Genomic DNA, 12,052 nt, shown 5'->3' on the forward strand with positions numbered 1-12,052 from the left:
GTTCGGCCTCACAGCGCGGGGGTGCGCGCCAGTTGCGCCTCGATGTCTTCCTGGATCTGGTTCCACAAACGCGAGAAGCGCCTGCGTACCAGCTCGAACAGCCCTACTCCCACGGCCAGCATGAGCAAGGTCAGGCCCCATGTGGTGCTGCTGCGGGTGTCTAGGTCCATGCCGGCAAAACGCATGACCGGGCCCAGCGCTTCATTGAGCTTGATGTGGTAGACCATCTCCACCACCGCCGCAAAGGGCAGGATCACCAGCGTGGCCGTCACGGCCATGGCCGCATACACGCCCCACAGCCGCTTGAGCATGCCGTAGGCCGCCAGGCGCATGTTCATCATCAGCAAGCTGGCAAAACCGCCCGGCGCATACATCACCATGAACAGGAACAGCAGCCCCAGATAGAGCAGCCAGGCCTTGGTCAGCTCCGACAGCATCACCATCGCGAAAACCATCAGCACCGCGCCGATGATCGGCCCGAAGAAGAACAGCGAACCACCCAGGAAGGTGAACAGCAGGTAAGCGCCCGAGCGCTGCGCGCCTACCACCTCGGCCGTCACGATCTCGAAGTTGAGCGCGTACAGCCCACCCGCGATGCCGGCAAAAAAGCCCGCGATCATGAAGGCGATGTAGCGCACCCGCTGCGTGTCATAGCCGATGAACTCGACCCGCTCGGGGTTGTCGCGCACGGCATTGAGCATGCGCCCCAGCGGCGTCTGCGTGAAGGCGAACATCAGCACCGTGCAGATGAAGCAGTACACGGCAATCAGGTAGTAGACCTGGATCTGCGGCCCGAAGGTGATGCCCATGACGGGCTGCCCCACCACGCGGTTGCTGTTGATGCCCCCTTCGCCGCCGAAGAACTCCGGCAGCATCAGCGACATGTTCCACACCAGCTCACCCACGCCCAGCGTGATCATGGCAAAGGTGTTGCCCGACTTCTTGGTGGTGACGGCGCCCAGCAAGGCCGCCACAACCAAGCCGCCCAGCCCGCCCACCAGTGGGATGAGGCTCACCGGGATGGACCAGTCGCCCGCGCCCACCTTGTTGAGCGTGTGAATGGCCGCGAATGCGCCCAGGCCTGAATAGACGGCATGCCCGAAGCTGAGCATGCCGCCCTGCCCCAGCAGCATGTTGTAGGACAGGCAGACGATGATGGCCGTGCCCATCTGCGTGAGCATGGTCAGCGACAGGCTGCTCTTGAGGAACATGGGCGCCACGAACAGCACCAGGGCGAAGGCCGACCACAACAGCCAGCGGCCCAGGTTCAGCGGACGGAATCGGTAGACGTTACTGGTCATGTTCATCACTCCTCACGTGTACCCAACAAGCCCTTGGGCCTGAAGATCAGGATCAGCACCAGGAGGAGATAAGGCAGGATTGGCGCCATCTGCGACACCGTGATCTTGAGCAGCGGGTAGGACCAGTGCTCGAAATTCACCGTCTGGCCATGGCTTTGCATGACCGAGGCCACCGACACATCGGCCACCACGGCGAAGGTTTGAAGCAGGCCGATCAGCAAGGAGGCCAGGAAGGCCCCGGCCAATGAGCCCATGCCACCCACGACCACCACCACGAAGATGATGGCGCCCACGGAGGCCGCCATATTGGGCTCGGTCACGAAAGCATTGCCACCGATCACACCGGCCAGGCCGGCCAGCGCGCAACCGCCACCGAACACGCCCATCATCACGCGCGGCACGTTGTGCCCCAGCGCTTGCGCCATGTCAGGGTGCGTCAGTGCGGCCTGGATGATCAGGCCGATGCGCGTGCGGGTCAGCAGCAGCCACAGCGCGCCCAGCATGAACAGGGCCACCAGGGCCATGAACCCACGGTACAGCGGGAACTGGGTACACGAGTTGCCGGCAGCCGGCCCGCAGATGGCCGGGTCACCCGCCCCCAACAGGAACTGCACGCCTTGCGCCTTGACGTTGGCGATCGTGAACAAGGGGCCGCTGAGTGCATCGGGAATCCGGTAGTCGACATTGGCCGGCCCCCAGATCAGGCGCACGCACTCGAACACCACATAGGACAGGCCAAAGGTGACGAGCAACTCAGGCACATGCCCATAGACGTGGACCTTGCGCAAGCTGTATCGCTCGAACGCGGCCCCCAGGATGCCCACCAGCAAAGGCGCCAGGATCAGGGCGGGAAAGAAACCCACCAACCCGGTGATCACGTAGGCGAAATAGGCACCCAGCATGTAAAAACTGGTGTGCGCGAAGTTGAGCACACCCATCATGCTGAAGATCAGCGTCAGCCCGGAGCTGAGCATGAACAGCAACAGCCCATAGCTGAGGCCATTCAGAAAGAAGACAACAAAGGTTTCCATCAGGCGCGGCGCATGAGTGACACATGGGCAGGCGCTGCGCCACCTTGCCTGCCCGGACTCAACAGCCTGGGCATCTCATCGAAGATGCCCCAGGCTGCCCGCATCACGAAGGACGCTTCATCTGACAGGAAGTCGGGGTGCTCGACACATACGCGTCGAACGACTTCACCGGCACGAAGGTCATGCCTGTCTTCTCGACGTCGTAGCTGTTCTTGGCATCCACCGGCGCCCACTTGGCAATGAACAGCGGCTGCTGCAACTGGTGGTCCGTCTTGCGCATTTCCACTTCACCGTTGAAGCTCTTGAACTTCAGGCCCTCCATGGCCGCCGCCACCTTGAGCGGGTCGGTGGACTTGGCCTTGGCCATGGCTTCAGACAGCAGGGCCAGCCCGGAGTAAGTGGCCGCCGAGTAGTAGTCGTCATTGAAGCGCTTCTTGAACTCGCTGACCAGGCTCGCGTTCAGGCCGGGCATGTTGTAGTGACCATAGCCCACCTGGTAGACGCGGCCATCAGCGGCCTTGCCCAGCGCCGTCGGTGTGCCACCGAAGTTGGCGTAGTAGGTGTAGAACTTGACGTTCAGGCCAGCCTCGTTGGCGGCCTTGACCAGCAGGGCCAGGTCGGAACCCCAGTTGCCCGTGATCACGGTGTCAGCGCCCGATGCCTTGATCTTGGCCACATACGGCGCGAAGTCACGCACCTGAGCCAGCGGGTGCAGGTCGTCGCCCACGACCTGGATGTCAGGGCGCTTGCGCGCCAGCATGGCCTTCGCGAACTTGGAGACCTGCTGGCCGTGCGCGTAGTTCTGGTTGATCAGGTAGACCTTCTGAACATCCTTCTGCTCCTTGATGAAGGTCGTCAGCGCCTCCATCTTCATGGAGGTGTCGGCGTCCAGGCGATAGTGCCAGTAGCTGCACTTGCTGTTGGTCAGATCGGGGTCCACCGCGGCGTAGTTCAGGTAGACGATTTCCTTGCCGGGGTTGCGCTCGTTGTACTTGTTGACGCCATCCACCAGCGCCAGCGCCGAGCCCGAACCCAGGCCCTGCACGATGTAGCGGATGCCTTGGTCGGCGGCCGACTTCAAGGCGTTGAGCGATTCGGCTGGGCTGAGCTTGTTGTCAATGCTCACGATTTCAAACTTGACGCCCGCGGGGTTGTTGGCGTTGATCTTCTCCGCCACGAACTGGAAGCTCTTGACCTGGTTCTGGCCCACGCTGGCCATCAGGCCCGACAAAGGGTCGATCCAGGCGATCTTCACTGTCTCGCCCTTCTGGGCAAAAGCCGCGCCTGCCGAGAGGCTTGCGGCCACCAACAGACTCAGCGTGCGAACTTGGGGGGCTTGGAAGCGCATTGATATCTCTCCGTGTCGTGTTGAAACGTAAGCAGAGTCAATTTACCCCCCTGAATTGAGGGTGCCAGTCAGGGATGACCCGCACCCACCCCACCTCGCACCTAAACGCGCCCAAGCGCGGTCAATGCGCGTCACAACACACGAGGTGCGCAAAAAAAAGGCGCCTCATAACGAGGCGCCCTGTGTGTTTACGGCAACGATCAGGCCGTAGGCAGCTTATGGTCCTTGAACTTTTCGCGCAATTGCAGTTTGGAGATCTTGCCCGTGGCCGTGTGAGGGATCTCGTCCACGAACACCACATCGTCTGGTGTCTGCCAATTGGGGATCTTGCCTTTGTAGAAGGCAATCAACTCTTCCTTGCTCACCTCAGCACCAGGCTTCTTGACCACGACCATCAGCGGGCGCTCGTCCCACTTGGGGTGGTGGCAGGCAATGGCCGCAGCCTCCTGCACGGCCGGGTGGGCCATCAACGCGTTCTCCAGGTCGATGGAGCTGATCCATTCGCCGCCGGACTTGATCACATCCTTGGAGCGATCGGTGATCTGCATGTAGCCATCAGGGTCGATGGTGGCCACGTCGCCCGTGGGGAACCAGCCATCATGCAGCGGCGACTTGTCGATGTTGAAGTAGCTGCTGATGACCCAGTGGCCGCGCACTTCCAGATCGCCCGCAGACTTGCCATCCCATGGCAGCACCTTGCCCTCGGCGTCCACGATGCGCATGTCGATGCCATAGACCGACTTGCCCTGTTTTTCCAGCAGCTTTTGCTTGTCCTCGGTGGACCACTCGGCGTGCTTGGACTTCAGGCGGCCCAGCGTGCCCAGCGGCGACAACTCGGTCATGCCCCAGGCATGGATCACCTCGACGCCATAGTCGTTCTCGAACGTGCGGATCATCGCGGGCGGGCAAGCTGCGCCACCAATGATGGTGCTCTTGAAGGTGCTGAACTTCAGGTTGTTGGTCTTGACGTGGTTCAGCAGGCCCAGCCAGATGGTGGGCACGCCCGCGCTCATGGTGACCTTCTCTTGTTCGAAGAGGTTGAACAGCGAAGCGCCATCCAGGTGGTGACCAGGGAACACCAGCTTGCAGCCCACCATGGCCGCCGTGTAAGGCAGCCCCCAGGCGTTGACGTGGAACATGGGCACCACGGGCAACACGGTGTCCGTGGCCTTCAGGCTCATGGCGTCAGGCAATGCAGCGGCGAACGCGTGCAGCACAGTCGAGCGGTGTGAGTACACGGCGCCCTTGGGGTTGCCGGTCGTGCCGGAGGTGTAGCAGATGCTGGCCGCGGTGTTCTCGTCGAACGAAGGCCAGTCGTAGTTGCCGTCTTCGGCCGCGATCAGGTCTTCGTAGCAGTGCAGATTGGGCAGCGCGCATTCGCGCGGCATGTTCTCGCGGGCGCACATCAGCACCACGTGCTTGAGCGTGGGCAGCGAGGGCGCCAGCTTCTCGACCAGCGGGAAGATGTTCAGGTCAACGAAGATGACTTTGTCCTGCGCATCATTGGCGATCCAGGCCACCTGTTGCGGGAACAGGCGCGGGTTGATCGTGTGGCAGACGCGCTGCGAGCCGGAGACCGCGTAGTAGATCTCCATGTGGCGGTAGCCGTTCCAGGCCAGCGTGCCAACGCGGTCACCCGCCTCCAGGCCGAGGCGATCCAGGGCTTGAGCCAGCTTGCGCGAACGCAACTCGACCTCGTTCCAGTTGGTGCGGTGCATGTCGCCCTCGACACGCTTGGACACGATCTCTACATCACCGTTGTGACGCGACGCATGCTTGAGCAGCGACGAGATCATCAAGGGCATGTGCATCATTTGGCCCATCAGGCTCATAAGGACTACCTCCGAAAAACAGGAAACAAGCCGACTCAGATCGACCCAAAGATCATAGACTGAGTCAAGTCAGGATCAATGGAGAACCCTAAAGGGATAACCCTGAATCCAGGAAACATGCGAGGCCAGATGCAAGACGTCAGGTCGCAGCAGGCATCTGCAAGGCGCGCAAGGCCTGCAGGAAGGCCTCGGGCAAGGGGACCGGGCGGCGCGTGGCGCGGTCCACATACACATGCACGAAATGCCCGACCGCCGCCGACTGCGGCGCCCCCTCATCGAACAGACCAATCTCGTAGCGCACGCTGCTCTTGCCGATATGGCCCACACGGATGCCGGCGTCCACGTTCCGTGGGAACTCCAGCGAGGCAAAGTAATTGCAATGCGTCTCGATGACCAGGCCGATCACCTCACCCTGGTGGATGTCCAGCACGCCGGCCTCGATCAGGTAGCGGTTGACCGCCGTGTCGAAGTAGCTGTAGTAGGTGACGTTGTTGACGTGCCCGTAGACGTCGTTGTCCATCCAGCGCGTGGTGATGGTGCTGAAGTGGGCATAGGCGGCCCGGTCTTGTGCTTGTGGTCGTTCCATGAGCTGACTTGTCCAGTAGATGATGCCGATGCGCCGTGCGCAGGTCAGCGGGCATGATAGCCAAGGGGCCGTTTGACCAACTCAAGGGCAGGCGGCTACATTACTGACCCACAGGTCAGTTACTTGGAAACCTCGTCTTGAGCCGCACGCCCTCGCCTGCCTCCGCCTTGCCCCTGCCGCCGAATCATTCGGATGGCGAGACACCCTCTTGCCCCATCGTTGCGGCGGTTGCGGCCATCGCCCCCAGGCTGCCTGGCGTGCGCCAGCGCCGCAAGGCAGCCCGTCCGCACGAGTTGCTGGAAGCCGCCCTCACCCTGTTCGTGGAGAAAGGGCTGGCCGCCACCCGCGCCGAAGAAGTGGCCAAACTGGCTGGCGTCTCCAAAGGCACGCTCTATCTTTACTACCCGAGCAAGGACGAGTTGTTCAAGGCCGTGGTGCGCGCCTACCTGACCCAGGTCATCGCAGAAGGCCACGAGCTGGTGGACCAATTCGACGGTGGCACATCAGACCTGCTGCACCTGCTGGCCCACACCTGGTGGTCCCGTGTGGGCGCCTCGAAGGCATCGGGCCTGCTGGTGCTGATCATGGCCGAGGCCCGCAACTTCCCTGAGCTGGCGCAGTTCTATGTGGATGAAGTCGTGGCCCCGAGCCATGCCCTGCTGGCACGCGCCGTTCAGCGCGGCATCGACCGCAGCGAGTTCCGCCCCATGGACGTGACCTCGGTGGTGCACGCCCTCATCGCCCCTGTCCAGTTCCTGATCCTCTACCGCCAGTGCACCTCGGTGTGCACCGCCAACCCCGTGCCGCTTGATCCGGAACGTTTCATGACGACCCAGATCGAGTTGCTGCTTCGTGGCCTGGAAGTGCGCCACCCGGTCTCATCCAACGAGCCGTCACCACAAGACACATGAGCAAACCCATCAAATGGATCGCCCTGGCAGCAGGCTTGCTGATTCTGGGCGGCGGCATCGGCCGCGCCATCGTGCACAAGAAGGCTCAGCAAAACGAACTGGCGCAAAGCACAGCCAGCGCGCAAGCCGGTGTGATGTCGCTGGGCAGCAAGGATGTGCATGACGTGCGCACCACCCTGCTCACGCACGCCATCCCGGTATCGGGCAGCCTGACGGCGCAGCGCGCGGCCATCGTCAAGGCCAAGGTCGCAGCCGAGCTGCTGAGCCTGACCGTGCGCGAGGGCGATCAGGTCAAGGCCGATCAGGTCATCGGCAAGCTGGACCCGCAGGAGTTCGAGACACGCCTGCAACAGGCCCGCCAGCAGGCCGCATCGGCCAAGGCGCAATGGCAGATCGCCCAACAGAATCTGGAGAACAACCAGGCGCTGGTGCAACAAGGCTTCATCTCGCGCACGGCGCTGGACAACTCGCTGTCCAATGCAGCCGCCACCAAGGCCACGTACGAGGCCGCCCAGTCTGCGGTAGACCTGGCCGCCAAGTCTCTGAAAGACAGCGTCGTGCGTGCCCCCATTGCCGGGCAGATCTCGCAACGCTTTGCGCAGGCGGGTGAGCGTGTTGGTGTGGATGGCCGCATCGTCGAGGTCGTGGACCTGGGCAGCCTGGAGCTGCAAGCCCCCTTGACCCCACAGGACGTCACCCAGGTGCGCGTGGGCAGCCTCGCTACCCTGCATGTGGAAGGCTTGCCGGACGCCCTGCCCGCGCGCATTGCGCGCATCAACCCCAGCGCCACGGCCGACACCCGCTCGGTCATGGTCTACCTGGCCCTGAAGCCCCACCCCGCCTTGCGCCAGGGCCTGTTCGTGCAAGGCGAGATCACCTTGACACAGCAAGAGGCGCTGAGCGTGCCGCAAACTGCCGTCACGCGTGAGTCCGGCCATGAGCAGGTCCTGCGCGTGCGCGATGGCAAGGTCAGCAAGATCGATGTGAAACTGGGCTCGCATGTTGGCAAGGGTGCAAACGAGGTCCCCATGGTGGAAGTCACCGAAGGGCTGCAGGCCGGCGATCGCGTGCTGATCAATGCATCCGGCACCGTGCATGACGGCCAGGCCGTGTCCCTGGGTCAAGCACCAGCCTCATCCGCCGCGGCGCACTGAGCCCCCGACACCATGTGGTTCACCCGCCTGTCCATCCTCAACCCGGTGATGGCGACCATGGTCATGATGGCCCTGGTCGTGCTCGGGCTCTTTTCCTATCAGCGGCTCAAGGTCGACCAGTTCCCCGACATCGAGCTGCCCACACTGGCCATCCAGCTGGACTACCCTGGCGCCTCGCCCGAGATCATCGAGTCCGAGGTCACGCGCAAGGTGGAAGAAGCCGTCAACACCGTGGCGGGCATCAACCAGCTGTATTCGCGCTCTTATGAAGGCAGCTCGGTTGTCATCGTCCAGTTCAACCTGGATGTCGATGGCCGCCGCGCCGCCGACGATGTGCGCGAGAAGCTCTCGGCCATCCGCCCCACCCTGCGCGATGAAGTCAAAGAGCCCCGCGTGCTGCGTTTCGATCCGGCCAACCGCCCCATCTTCTCGCTGGCCCTGACCTCGCCCAATGGGTCGCAAAGCGAGCAAGCCCTGACCACCTATGCCGATCAGATCCTGCGCAAGCGCCTGGAGAACGTGCGCGGCGTGGGCTCGGTCAACCTGGTGGGTGCGCGCAAGCGGCAAGTGAACGTCTACCTCAAGCCCCAGGCCATGCAGGCACTGGGCTTGCGCGCCGAGCAGGTCGCCAATGCCGTGCGTCTTGAGAATCAGGACCAGCCTGCCGGCAGCGTGCGCACCACGGCACAAGACCGTGTCGTGCAGATCGATGCGCGCCTGAAGACCGTGCGCGACTTTGAACGCCTGATCGTGGCCACGCGCGGCGGCCAGGCCATCCGCCTCAACCAGGTCGCCGATGTGGTCGATGGCCCGCAAGAACTCGACACCCTCGCGCTCTACAACGGCAAGCGCACGCTGGCCCTGGAAGTGCTCAAGGCGCAAGGCGAGAACACGCTGGATGTGGTCAAGGGCCTGCGCGATGTGGTGGCCCAGGTCGACAAGGAGCTGCCACCGGGCATGAAGGTCGACGTCATCCGCGACAACAGCCGCCCCATTGCCGTGAGCGTATCCACCGTGCGCGAAACGCTGATCGAAGGCGCGCTGCTCACCGTGGCCATCGTCTTCCTGTTTTTGAATTCCTGGCGCTCCACCGTCATCACGGGCCTCACGCTGCCCATCTCCATCATCGGCACCTTCCTGTTCATGTACGCCTTCGGCTTCTCGATCAACATGATCACGCTGATGGCGCTGAGCCTGTGCGTGGGCCTGCTGATCGACGATGCCATCGTGGTACGAGAGAACATCGTGCGCCATGTGCAGATGGGCAAGTCCGCACTGGATGCGTCCATGGACGGCACCCGGGAGATCGGCCTGGCGGTGCTGGCCACCACCTTGTCCATCGTGGCCGTGTTCCTGCCCATCGGCTTCATGGGCGGCATCATCGGCAAGTTCTTCCACGAGTTCGGCATCACCATCGTGGCCGCCGTGCTGATCTCGATGTTCGTGAGCTTCACGCTCGACCCCATGCTCTCCAGCATCTGGCATGACCCAGCCATCCATCGCCATGCAGGCGTGGTCGCAGCCAGCTCGCTGTATGACAAGACCATTGGCCGCGTCACCGCCGCGGTCGAGTACTGGGCGGACTCATTGGGCGACGCGTATCAACGCATCCTCGCCTGGGCCCTGGACCACCCCTGGTGGACCATGCTCGTGGCCATCGCCAGCCTGGTGGGCAGCCTGGCCCTGATGCCCCTCATGGGCACGGAGTTCGTCCCCAAGGCCGATTACTCCGAGACCTTCGTCAACTTCTATACCCCGGCAGGCACCTCGCTGGAAGCCACCGAGGCCCGCACGCACGATGTCGAAGCCCTGATCCGTGCCATGCCCGAGGTCAGCTACACGCTGTCCACCATCAACACGGGTTTCGCACTGGGCCGCAACCAGGTCAGCGTCTACATCCGCCTGAAAGACCGCCATCAACGCAGCCGCAGCGTGGACCAGCTCTCTGCCCCCTTGCGCAAGGCCCTGAGCCAGTTGCCCGACATCACCGTGACGCATGTGGGCCTGCTGGACGCAGTGGGCGGCCAAAAGCCCATCCAGTTGTCCATCCAGGGCACCAGCCTGATCGAGTTGGGCAAGCTCTCGCAGCAGACACTGGACAAGCTCAAGCAGGTGCCCGGCCTGGTTGACCTGGACACCAGCCTCAAGCCCAACAAGCCCACGCTGGACATCCGCGTGCGCCGTGATGCCGCGGCCGACCTCGGCCTGAATGTCGACACCATCAGCAACGCGCTGTCGGTCTTGGTGGAAGGCAAGACCGTGGGCAGCTGGCTGGCCGACGACGAGCAGAACTACGACATCCGCGTGTCCCTGCGCCCCGAAGACCGGCGTACGGCCGAAGACCTGCGCAACCTGCCCCTGGTGGCCGGCGTGGATGCACAAGGGCGTCCGCGCATCGTCAAGCTGAATCAGGTAGCCGACATCGTCGAAGGCCTGGGCCCGACCCAGATCAACCGCCGCGACCTCAACCGCGAGGTCGAGATCACGGCCAACGTGACCGGCCGCTCCATGGGCGAGGTGTCGGCCGACATCAAGACCATCCTCGACAAGACCCCCTGGCCCGCCAACTACCACTACCGGTTTGGCGGTTCGACCAAGGACATGAAAGAGGCCTTTGAATACGCCGCCTCTGCGCTGGGCCTGGCCGTGGTCTTCATCTACATGATCCTGGCCTCGCAGTTCCGCAGCTTCCTGCAGCCCATCGCCCTGATGAGCTCGCTGCCACTGACCTTGATCGGCGTGGTGCTGACGCTGCTGGTGTTCGGCTCCACGCTCAACATGTTCTCGGTCATCGGCATCATCATGCTCATGGGACTGGTCACCAAGAACGCGATCTTGCTGGTGGACTTTGCCAACCGCGCCCGCCTGGGCCACAGCGGCGACAGCCACGACACCGAGCCCCTGCCCCGTCGCGAAGCCCTGCTGATGGCCGCCCGCGTGCGCCTGCGCCCCATCCTCATGACCACCCTGGCCATGGTGTTCGGCATGGTGCCGCTGGCCTTTGCCCTGACCGAAGGCTCCGAGCAACGCTCCCCCATGGGACAGGCCGTGATCGGGGGGGTGATCGCCTCCTCGCTGCTGACCCTGGTGGTGGTGCCGGTCATCTACACATTTCTGGACGATTTCAGCTTGTGGATCAAAAAGCGACTGAAAACCGACAGCTCTTCTTAAAATCTATGTTTTATCCGGATTACTTTCACTTACCGTCTCCCGTAGGATGCCCAGCATGAATGTCGAACAAGCCCGCTTCAACATGATCGAGCAACAGATCCGCCCCTGGGATGTCCTGGACACCTCGGTGCTGGCACTGCTGTCTGCCGTTCGTCGCGAAGACTTCGTCCCCGCCGAACACCGCGCCCAGGCCTTCATGGACCTGGAAATCCCCCTGAGCCAGGGTCGCGCCCTCCTGGCCCCCCGCGTCGAAGCCCGCATGGTGCAGGACCTGAACCTGAGCAAGCGCGACACCGTGCTGCTGATCGGCGCCACCACCGGCTATGTCACCGCCCTGCTGGCCCACAAGGCCCAGCGCGTGATCGGCCTGGAGCCAGACGCCGGCCTGGCCGCCCAGGCCCGCACCAACCTGCGCAACGCCTCGGTGAACAACGCCGAAATCGTCCAGGCTGATGGCACGGCCGGCTTTCCCGGACAGGCGCCTTACGACGCCATCTTGCTGACCGGCTCCGTGGCCTCCGTGCCGCAGAACCTGCTGGACCAGCTCAAAACCGGCGGCCGCCTGCTGGCCATCGTCGGCCAGGAGCCTGTCATGCAGGCCACCTTGTTCACGCGCGTGAGCGATGTGCAATTCAATAGCCAGGTGCTGTTCGACACCATGGCCCCCCGTCTGGCCGGTTTCACCGAGCCCAGCCGCTTCCAGTTCTGACTGCTCTCT

The 12,052-nt window shown here is 63.1% G+C and carries 9 protein-coding genes; 4 read left to right on the plus strand and 5 right to left on the minus strand.

Translation table 11 applies throughout. The features are described 5' to 3' along the window. Window positions 1-8: 8 nt before the first annotated feature. From HY019_RS02190 to HY019_RS02210, 5 genes are all read right to left on the minus strand, one after another. Complete coding sequence (locus tag HY019_RS02190; RefSeq protein ID WP_290688022.1) at window positions 9-1,301, minus strand: branched-chain amino acid ABC transporter permease; 1,293 nt, start codon at window positions 1,299-1,301, stop codon at window positions 9-11. A gap of 5 nt (window positions 1,302-1,306) precedes the next feature. Then, window positions 1,307-2,332, minus strand: a complete 1,026-nt coding sequence (locus HY019_RS02195; protein WP_290688023.1) for a branched-chain amino acid ABC transporter permease — start codon at window positions 2,330-2,332, stop codon at window positions 1,307-1,309. Window positions 2,333-2,435: 103 nt separating this feature from the next. Further along, a complete protein-coding gene (locus HY019_RS02200) occupies window positions 2,436-3,680 on the minus strand; it encodes a branched-chain amino acid ABC transporter substrate-binding protein (protein WP_290688025.1) in 1,245 nt (414 codons plus the stop codon). 200 nt (window positions 3,681-3,880) lie between these two features. Then, complete coding sequence (locus tag HY019_RS02205) at window positions 3,881-5,512, minus strand: 3-(methylthio)propionyl-CoA ligase (RefSeq protein WP_290688026.1); 1,632 nt, start codon at window positions 5,510-5,512, stop codon at window positions 3,881-3,883. 139 nt (window positions 5,513-5,651) lie between these two features. Further along, window positions 5,652-6,098, minus strand: coding sequence for a thioesterase family protein (locus HY019_RS02210; RefSeq protein WP_290688028.1), 447 nt, complete (start codon window positions 6,096-6,098; stop codon window positions 5,652-5,654). A gap of 137 nt (window positions 6,099-6,235) precedes the next feature. Here HY019_RS02210 and HY019_RS02215 point away from each other — a divergent pair, with 137 nt between their 5' ends. The 4 genes from HY019_RS02215 to HY019_RS02230 are packed head-to-tail and all read left to right on the plus strand — an operon-like array spanning window position 6,236 to window position 12,043. Further along, a complete protein-coding gene (locus tag HY019_RS02215; RefSeq protein WP_290688030.1) occupies window positions 6,236-7,009 on the plus strand; it encodes a TetR/AcrR family transcriptional regulator in 774 nt (257 codons plus the stop codon). Beyond that, entirely contained in the window at window positions 7,006-8,163 is a 1,158-nt protein-coding gene (locus tag HY019_RS02220; protein ID WP_290688032.1) for an efflux RND transporter periplasmic adaptor subunit, read from the plus strand. The genes HY019_RS02215 and HY019_RS02220 overlap by 4 nt, the downstream gene beginning before the upstream one ends. 12 nt (window positions 8,164-8,175) lie before the next feature. Then, complete coding sequence (locus tag HY019_RS02225; protein ID WP_290688033.1) at window positions 8,176-11,334, plus strand: efflux RND transporter permease subunit; 3,159 nt, start codon at window positions 8,176-8,178, stop codon at window positions 11,332-11,334. A 55-nt stretch (window positions 11,335-11,389) separates the two neighbouring features. Beyond that, window positions 11,390-12,043 carry a protein-L-isoaspartate O-methyltransferase gene (locus tag HY019_RS02230; RefSeq protein ID WP_290688035.1) on the plus strand — a complete coding sequence of 218 codons (654 nt, stop codon included), beginning with the start codon at window positions 11,390-11,392 and terminating at the stop codon, window positions 12,041-12,043. The last annotated feature ends 9 nt before the right edge of the window (window positions 12,044-12,052 follow it).

It is taken from the genome of Aquabacterium sp. (assembly GCF_016195855.1).
Classification (GTDB): Bacteria; Pseudomonadota; Gammaproteobacteria; order Burkholderiales; family Burkholderiaceae_C; genus Aquabacterium.

Bases quoted from the DNA above. Each gene is read 5' to 3' on its own strand.
- HY019_RS02190 (WP_290688022.1), bottom strand. From the start codon at position 1,301: ATGACCAGTAACGTCTACCGATTCCGTCCGCTGAACCTGGGCCGCTGG.
- HY019_RS02195 (WP_290688023.1), bottom strand. From the start codon at position 2,332: ATGGAAACCTTTGTTGTCTTCTTTCTGAATGGCCTCAGCTATGGGCTG.
- HY019_RS02200 (WP_290688025.1), bottom strand. From the start codon at position 3,680: ATGCGCTTCCAAGCCCCCCAAGTTCGCACGCTGAGTCTGTTGGTGGCC.
- HY019_RS02205 (WP_290688026.1), bottom strand. From the start codon at position 5,512: ATGAGCCTGATGGGCCAAATGATGCACATGCCCTTGATGATCTCGTCG.
- HY019_RS02210 (WP_290688028.1), bottom strand. From the start codon at position 6,098: ATGGAACGACCACAAGCACAAGACCGGGCCGCCTATGCCCACTTCAGC.
- HY019_RS02220 (WP_290688032.1), top strand. From the start codon at position 7,006: ATGAGCAAACCCATCAAATGGATCGCCCTGGCAGCAGGCTTGCTGATT.
- HY019_RS02225 (WP_290688033.1), top strand. From the start codon at position 8,176: ATGTGGTTCACCCGCCTGTCCATCCTCAACCCGGTGATGGCGACCATG.
- HY019_RS02230 (WP_290688035.1), top strand. From the start codon at position 11,390: ATGAATGTCGAACAAGCCCGCTTCAACATGATCGAGCAACAGATCCGC.